The following is a 17371-nucleotide window of genomic DNA, read 5'->3' on the forward strand; positions in this document are numbered from 1 at the left end:
CGTCAGCGGCTCAGCGCGAGTCGGCAGGCCCGCCGGACCTCGGGGTCCTCGTCCTGCACCGAGGCCCGCTCCAGCGCCTCCCGGGCCTCCACGGTGCCCAGCGCCGCCACGGCGGGCACGGCGGCGCGGCGGCCCGCGGGGCTGGCCGACCCCAGGAGCTGCAGCAGCGCGGCGCGCGCGTCCGAGCGGCGCATGCGCGCCAGCGCCGCCACCAGCAGCGGCGCGGTGACCTCGTCCGCCGCCTCCAGCGCGGCGAGCAGCCCCGGCAGCCGTCCCTCCAGGGGCAGGGCCAGCGCGCTCACCACCCGCTCGCGCAGCGTCATGTCCCCCAGCAGCGACACCAGCGCCTGCGTGGCCGGCACGCCGGGACGCGTGGCGATGAAGCCCACCGCGGCGCTGCGCACGCTGTCGTCCCCGTCACCGGCGGCGTGCAGCAGCGCGGGCAGCGTCTCCGGCGCGTCGTATTCCGCCACCGCCGACAGCGCGACGAGCCGCGTGGCCGCGTCCTCGGACTTCGCCGCCTCCAGCAGCACGGGCAGCGCGTCCGGGCGGCGGCCCACGCCCAGGCCCAGCAGGGCGGCGCGGCGCACGTCCGCGTCCGCGCTGGACGCCGCGCGCTGGAGCGCCGCCATCGCGCTCTCCGTGTGCATGTGCGCCAGCGCGTCCACCACCGCCACGCGCACCTGGCCCGCGGCGTCGTCCGCGAGCGCGACGATGGCGTCCGCGGCGGCCTCCTCGTTCAGCTTCCCCAGCGCCTGGCAGGCGTAGTAGCGCACCCACGGGTCGCGGTCGTTGAGGCCCCGCAGCAACGCGGAGGTGATGCGGGCCTCCTTCTCCGTCTGCCCCAGGGCGCGCATGGCCGCCGCGCGTGTGCGCTCGGACTCGTGGGAGGCGGCCGTCAGCAGCGCGTCCACCGCGCGCGGGTCCTCGATGAAGGGCAGGCCGTAGATGGCCGCGTCGCGCAGGCGCTCATCCGGGTCCCTCATGGCCTGCAGCAGCACGTCCAGCCCCTTGGGATAGCCGAAGTAGGAGATGATGCGCAGCGCCGCGCGGCGCAGGCGCGGGTCCGGCGACCGGGCCGCCTGCAGCGCCAGCTTCTCCGTGGTGTCGCTGCCCAGGGACTGGATGGCCCCCACCGCGGCCTGCACCACGCGCAGGTCCTCGTCCACCAGCCGCTCGAAGAGGGCGGGCACCGCGGCCGCGCTGCCAATGCGGGACAGCGTGTCCGCCGCCAGCGCGCGCACCGCCGCGTCCCGGTCCTCCAGGCACGACATGACGTCCGGCACCGCCGCGGCCCGGCGTCCCACCAGCGGCAGCAGCACGCGCCGCCGGGCGCTGTCGCCCTCGCGCAGCGCCTGGAGAATCTGCGCGTCGGCGTCCGCGCCCAGCTCCGCCAGCGCGTTGGCCGCCGCCCGCGCCACCGACGGGTCCGGCCCGTCCAGCAGCTTCAGCAGGCCGGACGCGGCGTCCTGTCCCCCCACCCACCCGAGCAGGCGCGAGAGGGCCGTCTTCTCCGTCGTGTCCGCGCCCGGCACGCACTGCGACAGCCGCCGTCCCAGCGCGGCCGACTCCGGCCCCCGCACCGCGGTCTGCACGGTGCGCGAGCCGCCGAAGCGCTGCACCTGCGCCTCGTGGATGTCCACCACCGCCACCGCCGCTGCCCGCACCACGGCGTCGTTGCCCTTGCGCAAGAGCCCCACCAGCGAGGGCACGGCGGCCTCCTGGCCGGTGCGCCCCAGCGCGCGCGCCACCTCCAGGGTGTAGAAGGGGTCCGCCAGCAGGCCCAGCAGCGCGGGCACCACCACCGGGTCCCCACACCGCCCCAGCACGTCGATGGCGGGGAAGATGCGGAAGAAGTTCCCGCTGCCCAGCGCCGTCAGCAGCGCGTCCACGGCCGCGCCGCCGCCCACGCGGCCCAGCGACTCGATGGCCGCCACGGCCACGTTGTCGTCCGGGTGGACGGTGAGCCGCGCCAGCAGCGGCACCGAGCGCCGGCTGCGGCGCCGGCCCAGCACCTGGGCCGCGTCACAGACGACGGCGGGGTTCGCGTCGTCCGCCAGCGGCTCCAGGGCGCTCTCCACGTCCCCGGTGGAGGCCACCAGCGCCTCCACCGCGGCGGCCAGGCGCGCCTCGCTGTCGCGGCGGTGGACCAGGATGTCGCGCAGCGGCGCCACCGCCGGCGTCCCCAGCTTCGCCAGGGCACCGACCACGGCGCGACGCACCGCCCAGCTCTGGGCGTCCAGGCCGCCCACCAGCAGCGCGAGGCTGGAGGCGCCCCGCCGGGCGAGCTGCTCCACCTCATCCACCTGGGAGCGGTCCTCCGCCGACAACGTCAGCGGATGCGCCCGCGTCGAGGACGCCGCCGTCATGCCCGCTGCTCCTTCGGGTCCTGCGCGGCCCCCGCCTCTGCGTTGTCACGCGCGCCCCCCAGGGCGCCGCGCAGCCGCGTCAGGCTCTCCGCCTGCAAGCCCTGCAGCCGCGTGAGCTGGGCGAGCCGGCCAGCCACCTCGCCGACTTCGGTGGCGGTGGCGACGGCCGTCCGCGCCTGCTGCGCGCTGGCGGTGGCGATGTCACGGGCCCGGAGGCGTATCTCCTCCACGCCCCTGGCCAGCCCCTCCATCACCGTGGTGGCCTCCGTGCTGGCGCGGGCCATCACCGCCACGCCCGTGGCCTGGCGGTTGGCGGAGCCCGAAAGCGCGGTGAGCGCCTCGGTCTGCTCGTCCAGCGCGCGCGACGTCTGCTTCGCCACGCGCCGCACCTCGTCCGCGCCCCGCACCAGCGCGCCCAGGGCCTTCACCTGCTCCTCGGTGGCGCGCGTCACCGACGCGGCCAGCTTCGCCACCTGGCGGCTGGCCACCTCGCTCTGCTTGAGGGCCCGGGCCTGCTCCGTCATGCCGCGCGCGGACTGGGCCACCTGCTTGCGCGTCTCCTCCATGGCCCGCGTCACCTCCTGGGACGCGGTGGCCTGCTCGGCCAGCCCCACCAGGATGCGTTGGGTGGAGGCCGCCGCCTCCTGCGCCAGCGTCCCCACGCCCGCGATGTCGCGGCTCTGCCCCGCCACCGCCGCGCTCACCCCCTGGACGAGCTGACGCATCTGGGAGGCGCCCTTGGCCAGGTCCGCCGTGGCCGCCACCTGTTCCTGCACGGCCCGCGCGACCTTCTGCGCCACCTCCGCGAGCTGGCCGTTGGAGCGAACCATGTCGCGCAGCGCGCGGGCCTGCTCCGCGGTGGCCTGGGTCGTCTGCCGCGCCATGCGCCGCATCTCCGCGCCGCCCTGGGCCAGGGACTGGGCCGCCTGCGCCTGCTCCGCCGCGGACGCGGCGATGGCCCGCCCCTGCTCGCTCACCTTCGCCGTGCCCTGGACGAGCGCCTGCGTGGCCTGCACCTGCTCGCCCGAGGCGCGCGACACCTCACGGACGTTGTGCCCCAGGTCCTCCACGCCCTTGAGGATGGTGTTCAGCGCGCGCTCGGCATCACCGGCCAGCGCCGCGCCCTCGTCCGCGGCCCGCACGCCCTCGCCGGTGGCGGCGGCCGCCTCGCGCGCGGTGGTCTGCAGGCCCCGGACGATTTTCGCCACGTCCGCGCTGGCCGCGGCCGCGCGGTCCGCCAGCGCGCGAATCTCCTCCGCCACCACCGCGAAGCCCCGGCCGTGCTCACCCGCGCGCGCCGCCTCGATGCTGGCGTTGAGCGACAGCAGGTTGGTCCGGTCCGCGATGAGGTTGATGGTCTGGACGATGTCGCCAATCTCCTCGGCGCGCCGGCCCATCTCCTTCATCACCCCGGCGGACTCGACGATGGTGGCGCGGACGCGGCCGAACCCCGCGATGGAGCGCGTCACCGTGGCGCCGCCCTCGCGCGCCGTGGTGCCCACGCGCTCGGCGGTGGCGCGCGCCTCCTCCATCATCTGCGCCACCCGCCGCGTGGACGACTCCAGCTGCGCCGAGGCGCTGGCGCTGCCCGTGGCCAGGGTGTTGATTTGCTCGGCGGCCTTCGCCACCGCCTGCGCGGAGCGGGCGAGCTGCTCGATGGTGGCCGCGTTGGCGTCCACCGTCGCCGCGTTCTTCTCCGCCGTCGCGGCCACCTCCTCCACGCTGGCGGCCACCTCCTCCACGGTGGACGCGGTGGACGCGGAGTGGGCCTCCAGCGCCCGGGCGTTCTCCGCCACGCCCCGCACGCTGCGCGCCACCTCCTCCACGGTGGAGGCCGTCTCCTCCACGCTGGACGACATGGTGGCGGCGTCCCGGGCCACCTCGCCCAGCGAGCGGACCAGGCCCGTCACCGCCTGCGTCACCTGCGTCACCCGGTCGCCCACCCCCTGCGAGTCGGTGGCGAGCCGGGCGATGCCCTTGGCCATCTCCTCGGCGGTGGCGGCGACCTGCTCCGTGGCGGCGGCGCTGGCCTGGTTGCGCGCGACCAGGTCCGCCACGGTGGCGTTCATCTCCGTCATCGAGGCCAGCAGCTCCTCGCTGGACGCGGCCAGCTCCTCCGCGTTGGCGCTCACGCCCTTCACCGAGCGGGACACCTCCTCCAGCGTCGCGGCCGTGGCGTCGGACGAGGCGGCCAGGTGCGCGGCGTCCTTGCGCACGCTGGTCACCGAGGCGCTGACCTCCTGCAGGGTGCCCGCGGTGGCCTCGGCCTCCTGGGTCAAGGCCCGCGCCGAGTCGCTCACCGTGCGCTGCGAGCGCACGAGCTCCTGGACGGACTGGCCCGTCTCCTCCACGTGCGCCGCGACGGACTCGATGGCGGTCCGCACCTGTTCGGACGCGGCGGCCTGCTCGTTGCCTCCCGCCGCCAGCCGCGCCGCGAGCCCCTCGACCGCCTGCACCAGCCCCACGCTCTCCTGGACGCTGTTCCCCACGTCCTCGGCCAGCGCGCGCGCCTCCTCCAGCGCCACCCCTGCGTTACCGCTGTCCGTCGCCATCCAACGTCTCCTCCCCGATGACCCGAGGGAAATCGATGAGCATCACCAGCCGGGGCCCCACCTGGGCCACGGCCTTCACGAAGCCGTGCGCTCCCTCCACGACCAGCGGAGGGGGCGGTCTCAACTGCTGGGGCTCCAGCTTCAGCACCTCGCGGGCGCTGTCCACCAGCAGGCCCACGACGCGGTCGCCCAGCTGGGCCACGACGACCCGGGAGTCCAGCGAACGCTCCACCGGCGGCAGGCCGAAGCGCGCGCGCGCATCCACCACCGGGATGACGCGCCCGCGCACCTGCACCAGCCCCGCCACGTGCGGCGCGGCCCCGGGCACGGGCGTGGCGCCCGTGAAGGACTCCATCTGGAGCACGTCCGCCGCGGGCAGCACGTACTCGGCCCCATCCACCTTGAACACCACGTGCAGCACGCTCATGCCAGGCGCCCCTCCTCCCGAGAGGAGACCTCGCGCCGGGCCGACTTGCCGCCGCGCGCGAGGCCGAGCGAGGCCAGGTCCAGGACCAGCGTGGGCCGGCCATCCCCCAGGTCGGTGGCCCCCACCACGCCGGGCACGCGCACCAGCGGGTCCTCCAGCGGCCGCAGGACGATTTCCTGCTGCCCCACCAGCCGGTCCACGCCGAAGGCGACGAGCTCGCCGCGCTGGCGCACGATGAGCGCCTTGGCCCCCATGTCCTGCGTCCCCGCCGCGGCGCCCAGCCCCAGCAGCCGCGCCAGCGACACCAGCGGCACCGCGCTGCCCCGGCGCTCCAGCAGGCACAGGCCCCCGGCGCCCGCGGGCCGCGCCAGCCGCGCGCCGTCCACCTCGATGAGCTCCTCCACCGAGCCCACCGCGACGGCGTAGCGCAGGCCCGCGCACTCGAAGACGAGCGCGTCCAGCAGCGTAATCGTGAGGGGCACGCGGAGCCGGAAGGTGGTGCCCGCGCCGGGGCGCGTCTCCAGGGCCAGCTCGCCCCCCAGCTGCTCCACGACGATGCGGCGGACGATGTCCATGCCCATGCCCCGGCCGCTCGTCGCGTTGGCGGCGTCCCGGGTGGAGAAGCCGGGGCGGCAGAGCACCTCCAGCAGCGCGTCCGGCGTCTGGGGCACCGGCACCTTCGCCCGCGCGGCCACGGCCTGGGCATCCACGCCGCGCCCGTCATCCGACACGGTGAGGTCCAGCAGCCCTCCCGCGCGGCCATGGCTCGCCACGCGCACCACGCCTTCATCGGGCTTGCCGGCGGCGCGGCGCGCCTCGGGCAGCTCCAGCGCATGGTCCACCGCGTTGCGCACCAGGTGCACCAGCGCGGGCAGCAGCCGGTCCGCCACGGCCTTGTCCAGCTCGGCGTCTCCCACGTCCAGCTCCAGCCGCACCGACTTGCCCGTGCTGCGGCGCAGGCCCCGCACCAGCAGCGGCAGCCGCTCCAGGACGTCGCCCACCCGCACCATGCGCAGGCGCAGGATGGCGGCGCGCATGTCGCGAAGCTGGCGCGCGTTCTCCTGGAGGATGGCGGTGAGCTCGCGCGTCGGCGCCCCCGCCGCCGTCAGCGCCGCCACCGCGCGGGACAGCCGCGAGCGGTTGACGACGAGCGCGGCCAGCCGCTCCAGCGCCTCGTCCAGCCGGGACACCTCCACCCGCAGCGTGCCGCTCCCGCGCCGGGCCTCCTCGAGCTCCTCCTCCGCCGGCAGCTCCTGCACCGCAGGCCCCAGGGCGGGCGCCTCCGCGGGCGCGGCGAGGAGCGGACGCACCGAGGCGGGAGGCCCGCCAGCGGCCTCCAGCAAGGCCGCGTCCGGGGCCTCCGTCAGCAGCAACAGCACGAAGGTGAGCGAGCCGCCGCCCGCGGTGGGGCCGGACAGCGGCAGCACCTTCACCGTCTCGCCCAGCGCCGCCACGCGCTCGCGCACGCTGTTGATGGTGAGGCCGCTGGCGGCCCGGTCCGCGCCCGGAATGAAGTCCAGCCGCACCGCCCGGCGGCCTCCGGTGGCGCCCGCGGCGAGCTGCTCCCGCTCGGCCGCGGAGAGCCGGGAGGCAACGGACTCCTCCAGCGCCAGCGCGGCGGCCCCACCCTTCGTGCCCCCCGCGCCTGGAGCGCCCTCGAGCTCCAGCGCCTCCAGCCGCGAGAGCAGCGCCGCGGACACGGACGCCGCCGGCTTGCCCGCGGCGAGCTGCCGCACGCGCTGCTCGATTTCGCGCAGGCCCTCCAGCAGCGGCTCCACGCTGGCCTCGGACAGCCGCCCTCCGGCGCGGTCCGCGTGGCGCAGACACGTCTCCATCCAGTGGGCGATGTCGACGATGGGCTCCACGTCCACCATGGCGGACAGGCCCTTGATGGTGTGCACCGCCCGGAAGAGCTCGCGCACGGCGCGCGGGTGCGCGAGCCCCCGCCGGATGCTCGCCTCCATCGCCAGCAGCTGGCGCTGCGCCGTCCCCAGCAACTCCTCCGCTTCCGCGAGGTAGGCGGGCAGGAAATCCGCGAGGTCCACCGAGGCGCTCAAGCGCGCCTCCCCTCCAGCAGCCCACGCACCTCCGCGAGGATGGCGTCCGGCGTGAAGGGCTTCGTCATGAAGCGGCTGGCCCCCGCGGCCAGGGCCCGGGCCCGCGAGGCCTCGTCCCCACGCGTGGTGACGATGATGATGGGCAGCTCGCGCAGCCGGTCCTGCCCCCGCACGAACTCCACCACCTCGATGCCGCCGATGTCCGGCATGTTCAGGTCGAGGACCAGCAGGTCATACGGCTGCAGCGACAACCGCTCGATGGCCTCCAAGCCGCTGGAGGCATGCGTGAAGGTAAGCCCCGGATAGGGGCGCAGGCACGCGACCACCATGTCGCGCATCACCTTGCTGTCATCGACGACGAGCACCTCTGCCATGGCTTCCCCTGGAAACGGCCACCGAACCTAGAGCGATTCCTCGAACTTGAAAGACATGGCCGTACATGCGGCTGCTACAGCGCCCACTGGCTGACAGTCCTCCGCCATGAGGGCTCCAGGCTGGAACGCCAGGTGTCAGGAGGATGCGCCTGTGGTGCGGCTCCCGGGTACCGGCCCTTCTTCCTCCCGCCACGCGGTGCCTGCCTCGCCTGCCGGGTGGGCAGTGGCCAAGGCCCCTTCTCGAGAAGGTCGAGGTCGCTCACGCGAAGCCATGCGTCCCATCCATCAGTCCCGCGCCGCGGGCGGCCCCTCGCGCGGGAGCCGGACGCGGAACGTCGCGCCCTCGCCGGGGACGCTGTCCACCGAGACTCCGCCTCCGTGCGCCTCCACGATGCGGCGCAGCCGGTACAGCCCCAGGCCCAGGCCGCCGTAGTGGCGCACCGGCACGGCGCGCTCGAAGCGGCGGAAGAGGCTCTCCAGCCGGCCGGGCGCGATGCCGATGCCGTGGTCCTTCACCATCAGCGTCGCCACGTCCGGCTGGGACTCCAGCGCCACCTCCACCGGCTTGCCGGGCCCGAACTTCATCGCGTTGGACAACAGGTGCGTCATCACCTGGGACAGCCGAGCGGCGTCCCACCGGCCGGGCGTGGGCTCCAGCGGGCTCAGCACCAGCAGGCAGCCCGCGCGCGCGGCCGCCTCCTCGGAGCGCGACACCGCCTCGCGCACCACCGTCGCCAGGTCCACCTCCTCCAGGTGCAGGCGCGGCGCGCCGCCCTGGAGCTGGGACACGTCCAGCAGGGACTCCACCAGGTCCGACAGGCGCTGCACCTGCCGGTCCGCCGCCTCCAGCGCGCGCTCCAGCCGCTGGGGCCCGGCCTTCAACCCCGAGCGCAGCACGCCCTGGGCGCCCTGCACCCGCAGCCGCAGCGCGGCCAGCGGGGTGCGCAGCTCATGGGCCGCGACGCTGAGGAAGTCGTCCCGCGCGCGCACCGCCTCCTGCGTCTCGCGGTACAGCCGCAGCTGCTCCGTCACGTCGCCGATGATGCCGGCCATCCGCACCGGCCGGCCCTGCGCGTCCCGCAGCGCCTTGCCCCGGCTCACACACGAGCGCCACGTCCCCGTGGCGTGCCGCAGCCGCAGGGACACGTCGTAGGGCTCGCCCCGCTCCAGGTGCGCGGACAGCGCCGTCATCACGTCCGGCCGGTCCTCCGGGTGGATCAGCTCCAGGAAGGCGGAGAAGGTGCCGCCGAAGGACTCCAGCCCCAGCATCTCCAGCAGCGGCGGGCTCCAGTAGAAGGCCTGGCCGCGCAAATCCCAGTCCCAGATGCCGTCGTAGGAGCCGCTCACCACCAGCCGGTAGCGTGCCTCGCTCTCGCGCGTGGCGCGCTCGGCCTGCTCCAGCAGGCCGACCCGCCGCTCGAGCTGCCGCACCATCCGGTACAGGTGGTCCTCGGTGCTCAGGTCCACGGGGGGCGGGGTGTACGCGGGGCCCCCGGCGCGCAGCTCGCGCAGGAGCGCGCCCACCAGCTCGTCGCCGTCCTGCGTCCGGCGCACGAAGCCATTGGCCCCCACGTTGTGGGCCATGCGCAGGTCCAGCTCGTCCGGGGCCACCGTGTGCGTGAGGATGACGGGCACCCGGGCCAGCCGCGGGTCCTGCCGCAGCTCCAGGCACAGCTTGAAGCCGTCCATCCCCGGCATGAGCGCATCCGCCAGCACCACGTCCGGGCCCCGGCGCCGGGCCAGGTCCAGCGCCGTGCGCCCATCCGCCGCCAGCGCCACCTCGAAGCGGAAGGGCGCCAGGTACAGCTGCGCCAGCTTCCGGGAGACGGGGTCGTCGTCCGCCACCAGCACCCGGGGCCGCCTCACTTCCGGCCCCGCCTCCCCGGGCAGGACCTGCCGCGCCGCCTCCACCAGCGCCCCCAGCGTCAGGGGCCGGCCCAGGTACCGCTCCACCGGGAGGCCGAGCGGGCGCAGCGCCTCCCTTTCCGCGGGGAAGGCACTGACCTGGAGCAGGGCTCCCGCCTCCGCCAGGCCGCGGCCCAGCGCGTCCAGGTGCGTCCCGTCCGCCACCAGCGCCCCCGCGGCGGCCACCACCAGCAGCACCGGCTGCGCCTGGAGCAGCGCCAGGGCGCCTGGCACATCCGGTGAAACCCAGACTCTCCAGCCCTGACTCTCCAGCGCGAGGACCTGGAGCTCCCGCGAGGCGCCGGGGTCTTCGATGAGCAGGAGGGAGGGCGTCATCACGACGGGTCGAAGGCGGGCGTGCGGCCAGGACGTCGGGACGCCCTGGATGAAGGAAAGGGTCGCAGTCTGGGCACCGGACGCACCGAGTCAAGCAGTCCAAACGCAAGTGTTCGCCGGTGCAAATGACCTCCGGTCGGCCCGCCGCCCCTCACGGAACGCATCTGCGTGACGGATGCATCCGGCGAGGCAGCGGTATCCCGTCAGCAGACGCACCCGGGCATGCAGGGGCATGCTTGTGGCCAGCCCGCCACCCACGAGGTCATCCCCAGCGACATGCCGCGCAGACTCACACCTCAGTTGTCAACAGCGATTCTTTTGCATCCAGATTGCATTGGATACAGATACAAGTCGCTACCGAAACGTGCGCGGGGAGTCGGGGGAGACCCGCTGGGATGAGCCACGCGGAGCGTAGAGTCCCAACGCTCCAGGTCTCAGCTGGGTGAAAGTGACCGCTAGATCGGTTATGCGAAAGGGCATCATGGGAGCAAAGAGAAGTTCCGTGCAGCCGAAGCTCGCTGAGTTCCAGGACCGGATTCGCGCGGCAGGCCTGCGCAGCACCGCGCCGCGTGTGGCGGTGCTGCGGGAGCTGGAGGACGCCACGTCGCCAATGAGCCACGCCGACCTGGTGGACGCGCTGGGTGACGAGGGCTACGACCGGGTGACCATCTACCGCAACCTCACGGACCTCACCGAGGCGGGCCTGGTGGTGCGCGCGGACCTGGGCGACCACGTCTGGCGCTTCGAGCTGAAGCGCGCCGGTGAGGAGCACGGCGGCAACCACCCGCACTTCACCTGCACCGACTGTGGCACGGTGGCCTGCCTGCCCGAGGAGTCGGTCCGCATCGCGTCCTCGAAGGGCGTGCCCCGCGCGGTGTCGCAGCGCGCGGTGGAGGTGCAGCTCCGCGGCCTCTGCGACGGCTGCAACTGAAGGAACGGCCCGCGCCGGCCCCCAGCGGGCCGCGCTGGAGCCACCTCCACGGCCGCCGATCGGTGGGCGGCCGGGCATGCGTCGGGGGTTGAGCATTTGCCCGCCCCCAGGGCGGCCCCGCGCTTCCGCCTTCGTGGGAGCGGACACATCGTGGGTTCGGCGTCGCGAGGGAACATGCCCCCGGGACGCCGGAGGCTTCGGTGCAACCGCTTCAGACACTGCTGGTCGTCGACGACGACCTGGACATCCGAGACGCGCTCCAGGATGTGTTCGAGCTGGAAGGCTACGCGGTCCTCCTCGCCGCGGATGGGCTGGAAGCCCTCGCGCAGCTCCGCCAGGTGGAGTCCATGCCGGACCTCATCCTGCTCGACCTGATGATGCCGCGCATGGACGGCTTCGCCTTCCGCGAGGCGCTGCGCCAGGACACGAGCCTCAACCGCATCCCCGTGCTGGTGGCCAGCGCGGACCTGGACGTGAAGGGCGCCGCGGAAGGGCTGGGCGTCGCGGGTTGGCTGCGCAAGCCCCTGGACCTGCGCGAGCTGCTCACCGCCGTGAAGCGGCTCAGCCACCTGCCCAACTGACGCGGGGCGTCCGCCCGCCTGTCCGGCAGTCAGCGCGCCGCGGAGCCCCTGGCGTGGATTGGCGACCGCAGGAGCCGACCCCACCCTTGCCTCCAGCAGTCAGTCACTTGACCTGGGGGAGAGGAATCATGAAGAAGCTCATCGCCACACTGGCCCTGTGCGTGGGAAGCGCCGCGTTCGCGCAGCAGCAGGAGCAGCCGTCGAAGACGCAGGTGCCCCGCCCTGGCACGGAGAAGAGCACCGGCGTCGACGCCACCGAGGTGGGGCCCGCCATCGGCAAGGCCGCCAGGGACGTGACGGGCGGCGGGACGACGAAGGAGGGCACCTTCAAGCTGGACAAGGCCCTGAGCCTGCAAGGCACCCTGAAGGACGCCGACGACGACAGCGTCAACCTCTCCCGTCCGGGGCTTCCCGACGCGGAGCTCGACGTGCGCAAAGAGACGGTGCTGATGCTGGATGGCCAGAAAATCTCGAAGGCGGACCAGATTCCAGAGGGCGCCACGGTGCGCGCCCGCTTCCAGCTCGAGGGGGATGACTCCGTCGCGGTGGAGCTGCGCGCCACCAGCCCCAAGGGCACCCAGAAGCAGCAGCAGGGCACCGGCGGCGCGGGCACGCAGGGGCATCAGTCCGTCGACAAGGAGCTGGACGGCACGCCCTCGCGGTAGGCCTCGCGCCCGAACGCAAGCGCTTCACCCCGGGCCCGCTTCCTCCTGGAGGCGGGCCCGTCTGTTTTGCGCATCGCGGTGCACGCGGCTTCCTCTCGCGAGGAAAGGGTTTGCCCACATTGACCCGCGTTTCCCCTGCGGCCAGGCGTCTCCGCGTCGGTATGCGATTTGCTGTCCGCCCCGGGGAGGAGGAAGCGGTGATTCGACGACTGTTGGGCGGGTGTCTTGGGGCAGTGGTGGTCACAGCGTGGGCATGTGGTGGCTCGAGCGAGCCCTCCTCGCCCCCGGCGGTGGATGGCAGCATCGACGACCATCCACCGGTCGCGCAGCCGGATGCGGGCACCCGGCCGGACGGAGGGACGGACGCGGGCCCGGAGCCGGATGCGGGCACCGACCCGGAGCCGGATGCGGGCACCGGCCCGGAGCCGGATGCGGGCACCGACCCGGAGCCGGACGGTGGCAGCGGCCCCACGGCGGGCCCGTGGCCGACGGACGCGGTGATGGACTACTCGGCCCGGTACAACATCGACCGGGCGCAAGCGGTGGGCGTGGACGCCGCGCACAACATCTGGCTGCTCGACGGAGACCGGATTGGCGTGCTGCGCGCGGACACGCAAGCGCTCGTCTGGACGCGCTCGCCCATTGGCCAGGCCAGGGATGGCTTCGGCCCGGACCGGGCGGCCACCGGCTCCACCGTCATCTGCGGTGGCAGCGCGGGCCGCGCCTACGTGGGCTACGCGACGCCCGACCTGCGCGAGGACCCGGAGTTCGAGGGCCTCCAACCCAACTACATCGTCAGCCCCGACGAGTGCTACCAGCCGGACCCGCGGCGGCCGTGCTACCCGTACAGCCGCCGCCGGCTCGACTACTACAAGCAGGGCGACGTGGACGTGGTGCGCCTGAACGAGCGCGGGGAGATTGTCCTCGAGGAGCACCTGCACCAGTCCATCCGCAACACGGTGGACGAGAACGGCCAGCCCCGCGTGCAGACGGGGCCCCGCGAGCTGGCCGATGTGCGCAACCTCGGCATCCGGAACAGCAACGACCACCACTTCGACGAGGACCGCAGCATCCTCAGCTGCGTGACGGTGCTGCACGGCCGTGACCAGGGCGACGTCTACGTGGGCACCAACCACGGCGTCACCCGCATCCGGGGGCTCGAGTACAACTCCCACCGTCACCCCATCTGGCACGACGAGAACGGCAGCCAGAAGGCGGGCTACACCTACGGGCTCGGCATCGCCCAGGACGGGGACGTCCTCATCGCCAACCAGTGGACCTTCGGCATCGTCACGCCCACGGCCCGGCTGGGGGACTGGGACAACATGGACAAGAACGTCAACCGGATGAAGGTGGAGTCCTCCTATCTGCCCCAGGTCAACAGCCTCGCCGAGTACGACTCCTGGCGCGGCTTCCAGCAGACGACGGATGGCCGCTACTACCTGGGCAGCGCGGACCTCGGCCTGTGGGAGATGACCATCGTCTGGCCGTCCAATCAGGCCCAGACGGGCACCCAGGTGACGGGCGCGAACGCCGAGCAGCGCGCGGCGCTCCAGAACATCAACGCGCTCGCGGCCACGGGTGACGGCTCGCTCTTCATCGGCACGAACAAGGGGGGCCTGTGGCGCCTCACGCCGCAGAAGGCGCTGGAGAAGGTGACGGACGTGAGCGGCTCGAAGGTGAAGCAGCTCATCTACGACCCGCGGGTGACGCCGGCGGCGCTCTATGTGCTCACCGACCGCGGCCTCACCGTCCTCCGCGGCCACTGAGCCCGTGCCGGACGTGGCCCCGGGGTGCCAGGCATCGCGCTGGCGCCTCGGGGCCTTGCGCCATCTACCGCGTGCCCGCGGCGGCCTTCCTGGGCGCGGGAGGCCGGGTGGGCAGCCGGAGGATGAAGGTGGAGCCCTTTCCCTGCGCGGAGCGCACGGTGATGCTGCCGCCCATGGCCTCCACAATCTGCCGGGTGATGTAGAGCCCCAGGCCCAGCCCGCCGTAGTGCCGCTCCGACACGGCGCGCTCGAACTTGCCGAACAGCCGCGCCATGCCGTCCTCGGAGATGCCGATGCCGTGGTCCTTCACGGCGAGCACCGCCGTGGGGCCCTCGCCCACCAGCGACACCTCCACCGGCCGGCCCTCGCCGTACTTCACGGCGTTGGACAGCAGGTTCACCAGCACCTGCTCCAGGCGCAGCGAGTCCCACTCGCCCATCACCGGCCCGTCCACGTGCAGCGACAGCGTGCTGCCGGCGCGGCTGAACTCCTCGGAGAAGGCCTCCGCCATCTGCCGCACCAGCTGCGCCAGGTCCAGCTCCCGGGGCTCCAGCGACAGGCGCCCCGCCGCCAGCCGGGACACGTCCAGCAGCGTGTTCACCAGGCTCGCCAGCCGCGACAGCTGCCGGTCCAGCACCCGGGCCCGGGGCGCCAGCTCCGCGGGCGGCTCCGCCTGCGAGCCCGCCACCTGCCGCAGCAGGAGCTGCAGGTGCAGCCGCAGGCTGGTGAGGGGCGTGCGCAGCTCGTGGGCCGCCACGCTGAGGAACTCGTCCCGGGCGCGCACCGCCTCCTGCGTTTCACGCAGGGCCTGCTCGCGCACCGAGCGCTCCCGGGCCGCGCCCGCGTCGCGCTGGGCCTCCACGCGGCGGCGCTCCGTCATGTCCTCCACGTAGATGCACGCGGCGACGATGACGCCGCCCCGGCGCACCGGGTGGTAGCTGGCCCGGTAGACGCGGGTGCGCTCGCTGCTGGCGCCGGAGTCGCGGTGGATGATCTCCACGCCCTCCAGCGCCACGCCCGTCTCCAGCACGCGGCGGACGCGGCGCACCACGTCGGCCACGGAGGGCTCGGCGCGCAACACCTCGGCCATGGGCTGGCCCAGGTGGGCCTCGCGCGGCACGCCGTGCATGGCGGCCATGGCCTCGCTGACCTCGACGAAGCGCAGCTCGCGGTCGATGACGGCCATGCCCAGCGGCACCGTGGACATGAGCTCCGCCAGTTCCACCGGCCGCGCGTCGTCGCGGGGGTGAGGCGCCGCGCTTCCTCCACCATCTGGCGTTGTCACGTCCGGCCCCGTGTCCTGGGCGGACCCGAGCCTGGGGGTCATCGTCTCCCCCGGTGTAGCAATCCCAACTGAAGCCGTCACGGCACGCCCCCCGGACGTGTGTCCAATGCTGGAAGGATGCCTGAGTCGGCCACGGAATCTTCCTGAAATCGCGCGGGTTTCTCCTGCACCTCAGGCGTCGGCCGCTGACCGGGCAGGCGTGCGAGGGACACCTGCTTCAACCCACCCTGGCCGGCTCTCTAGAATAACCCGAGCCTTCACGCCGTCCCGGCACGGAAAGGATACCGAACCGCATGCGCCTGAGACGTTTCGCCCGCCGTGCCGCGCCCCTGGTCTCCCCGGCCAACACCCTCCGGCAGGAAGTACAGGAGGACGGGCGCAACGAGCTGGTGGCTCGCAGCGGCGAGGACCCCTTTCGCGCGGAGCGGCGCCTGCGCTGGCGGGACCATTTCTCCCTCACGGAGAACGTGCTGATGCTCCAGCACATGCACGCCGAGCATGATGGCCTGCGCATCGCGCAGCTGTCGGACGTGCACGTGGGGCAGGCGACCTCGGCGGTGCGCATCCGCCGCGCGGTGGAGGCGGTCAACGCCGAGAAGCCGGACCTGGTGTTCCTCACGGGCGACTACGTGACGCACAGCCCCAAGCCGCTGCCGCGCGTGCGCGAGCTGCTGGCGGGGCTCCAGGGCCCCGTCTACGTGGTGCTGGGCAACCATGACCACTGGGTGAACGCGCCCTACCTGCGCGAGTCCTTCGAGCGGCTGGGCTACACGGTGCTCCAGAACGAGCACCGTCAGGTGCAGGTGAAGGGCGCGCCGGTGACGGTGCTGGGCATCGATGACGGCCTCACGGGCCGCGACGACGTGGAGGCCACCTTCCGTGGGGCGCCGGTGTCGGGCACGCGCCTGGTGCTGGCGCACACGCCGCCCACGGCGGAGAAGCTGCCGGCGCACGCGGGGCTGGTGCAGTTCTCCGGGCACACGCACGGCGGCCAGTTCGTGGTGCGGGGCCTGACGGAGGCCCTCTTCCGCCGCGCGGGCCAGCCGTACATCCGCGGCCACTACCACGTGAATGGCAACCAGCTGTACGTGAACCGGGGCCTGGGCTTCGGCTTCGGCGGGCCCTACCTGCGCCGGGGCAGCGAGCCGGAGGTGGCCTTCTTCACGCTGCGCCAGGCCACTGTGAGCGCGGGGTAGCCCCACTCACCGCGCGAGTTCGGATAGCATGGACCGCATGCGCAAATCCCTGCTCCCCAATGCCGTGCTCCTGCTGTCGCTCGTGGGCTGTGGTGTTCCGGCGCACGTCGACTACGTCAAGTTGCCGACCGAGGGCAAATTCGCCGTCATCGCCATCGACAACCGGAATGGCTATCTCATCGACCCGCGCACGGAGAGCTGCTTCCTGTTGACGTCGAGCATGGACAACCACGCCATCGTGCACGTCCCGTGTGACAAGCTGAAGCGGAACGTGCCCGAGGCCGCCACCTTCATCACCTGGGTTCCCGACAGCGCGGAGTCCCCGGCCGTCAGCGCGCCCACGCCCTGAGCCTCAGGGCCGCAGCGGCACGCCCAGCCGCCCGCTCCCCAGTCCCTCCGCCTTCTTGCGCCGCAGGCTGAAGGGGCCGGACCCGAAGTAGACGATGAACAGCGCGCCACCCGCCATGGAGAGGTTCTTCATGAAGTGGATGAGCTGGTCCTGCGCCTGCACCGGGTCCGTCACCAGCCAGAACCTGTGGACCATGAAGGCGGCGGACAGCAGGAAGATGGCGATGGCCGCCGCGCCCAGGCGAGCGAACACGCCCAGCAGCACGAACAGGCCGCCCACCACCAGCGCCACGCCCGACCCCAGCACCGCCATGCGCGGCTCCGGGACGCCGGACGCCTGAGCCACCGCCGTCAGCGCATCGAGCTGGAAGAAGTGGTTCAGCCCACTGGTGATGAAGATGGCCGAGAAGAGCAGCCGGCCAATCGGCGCGAGCACGCCCATGAGTCCTCCCTGTATCCCTCCTCCCAGGAGCACAACGCTGGCAGGATGAAGTCATTCTCAACGTGGGCATGAATTCCCGCGTGACAGCGGCCGCTCGCCTGCCTGCCCGCCCCCGTCGACAAGGCACTGTCCGG

The 17371-nt window shown here is 73.5% G+C and carries 14 protein-coding genes; 6 read left to right on the plus strand and 8 right to left on the minus strand.

Annotated features, from left to right (window positions below; all coding sequences use genetic code 11):
- Positions 1–2 precede the first annotated feature (2 nt).
- The 6 genes from VZL07_RS11615 to VZL07_RS11640 all read right to left on the minus strand — a co-directional run bounded on the left by VZL07_RS11615 (position 3) and on the right by VZL07_RS11640 (position 10020).
- Complete coding sequence (locus VZL07_RS11615; protein WP_426755567.1) at positions 3–2369, minus strand: HEAT repeat domain-containing protein; 2367 nt, start codon at positions 2367–2369, stop codon at positions 3–5.
- Positions 2366–4921, minus strand: a complete 2556-nt coding sequence (locus VZL07_RS11620) for a methyl-accepting chemotaxis protein (RefSeq protein WP_426755568.1) — start codon at positions 4919–4921, stop codon at positions 2366–2368. Before VZL07_RS11620 ends, VZL07_RS11615 begins: the two co-directional genes overlap by 4 nt.
- On the minus strand, positions 4902–5348 hold the full coding sequence (locus VZL07_RS11625; protein WP_426755569.1) for a chemotaxis protein CheW: 447 nt from the start codon (positions 5346–5348) through the stop codon (positions 4902–4904). The genes VZL07_RS11620 and VZL07_RS11625 overlap by 20 nt, the downstream gene beginning before the upstream one ends.
- A complete protein-coding gene (locus VZL07_RS11630) occupies positions 5345–7405 on the minus strand; it encodes a chemotaxis protein CheA (RefSeq protein ID WP_426755570.1) in 2061 nt (686 codons plus the stop codon). Before VZL07_RS11630 ends, VZL07_RS11625 begins: the two co-directional genes overlap by 4 nt.
- A complete protein-coding gene (locus tag VZL07_RS11635) occupies positions 7402–7779 on the minus strand; it encodes a response regulator (RefSeq protein WP_426755571.1) in 378 nt (125 codons plus the stop codon). Before VZL07_RS11635 ends, VZL07_RS11630 begins: the two co-directional genes overlap by 4 nt.
- A 285-nt stretch (positions 7780–8064) precedes the next feature.
- Positions 8065–10020, minus strand: a complete 1956-nt coding sequence (locus VZL07_RS11640) for an ATP-binding protein (protein WP_426755572.1) — start codon at positions 10018–10020, stop codon at positions 8065–8067.
- 481 nt (positions 10021–10501) lie between these two features.
- On the opposite strand from VZL07_RS11640, the gene VZL07_RS11645 reads away from it, so the two are divergent.
- From VZL07_RS11645 to VZL07_RS11660, 4 genes are all read left to right on the plus strand, one after another.
- Positions 10502–10951 (plus strand): Fur family transcriptional regulator, encoded by a 450-nt coding sequence (locus VZL07_RS11645; RefSeq protein ID WP_426755573.1) that lies wholly within the window; start codon positions 10502–10504, stop codon positions 10949–10951.
- A gap of 200 nt (positions 10952–11151) precedes the next feature.
- Positions 11152–11532, plus strand: a complete 381-nt coding sequence (locus VZL07_RS11650; RefSeq protein WP_426755574.1) for a response regulator — start codon at positions 11152–11154, stop codon at positions 11530–11532.
- Between the two features lie 128 nt (positions 11533–11660).
- Positions 11661–12197 (plus strand): hypothetical protein, encoded by a 537-nt coding sequence (locus VZL07_RS11655; protein WP_426755575.1) that lies wholly within the window; start codon positions 11661–11663, stop codon positions 12195–12197.
- A 197-nt stretch (positions 12198–12394) separates the two neighbouring features.
- Positions 12395–13966, plus strand: a complete 1572-nt coding sequence (locus VZL07_RS11660; RefSeq protein ID WP_426755576.1) for a hypothetical protein — start codon at positions 12395–12397, stop codon at positions 13964–13966.
- A gap of 64 nt (positions 13967–14030) precedes the next feature.
- Here VZL07_RS11660 and VZL07_RS11665 read toward each other — a convergent pair whose 3' ends face one another.
- Entirely contained in the window at positions 14031–15191 is a 1161-nt protein-coding gene (locus VZL07_RS11665; RefSeq protein ID WP_426757284.1) for an ATP-binding protein, read from the minus strand.
- A 353-nt stretch (positions 15192–15544) separates the two neighbouring features.
- Here VZL07_RS11665 and VZL07_RS11670 point away from each other — a divergent pair, with 353 nt between their 5' ends.
- Together VZL07_RS11670 and VZL07_RS11675 are read left to right on the plus strand one after the other, a co-directional pair.
- On the plus strand, positions 15545–16447 hold the full coding sequence (locus VZL07_RS11670) for a metallophosphoesterase (protein ID WP_426755577.1): 903 nt from the start codon (positions 15545–15547) through the stop codon (positions 16445–16447).
- A 37-nt stretch (positions 16448–16484) separates the two neighbouring features.
- Positions 16485–16796 (plus strand): hypothetical protein, encoded by a 312-nt coding sequence (locus VZL07_RS11675; RefSeq protein WP_426755578.1) that lies wholly within the window; start codon positions 16485–16487, stop codon positions 16794–16796.
- 3 nt (positions 16797–16799) lie between these two features.
- Here the strand turns inward: VZL07_RS11675 and VZL07_RS11680 are convergent, their stop codons facing one another.
- Positions 16800–17237, minus strand: coding sequence for a DoxX family protein (locus VZL07_RS11680; RefSeq protein ID WP_426755579.1), 438 nt, complete (start codon positions 17235–17237; stop codon positions 16800–16802).
- Between the last annotated feature and the right edge of the window lie 134 nt (positions 17238–17371).

The sequence above is a fragment of the Pseudomyxococcus flavus genome (assembly GCF_050038885.1).
GTDB classification, from domain to species: domain Bacteria; phylum Myxococcota; class Myxococcia; order Myxococcales; family Myxococcaceae; genus Myxococcus; species Myxococcus flavus.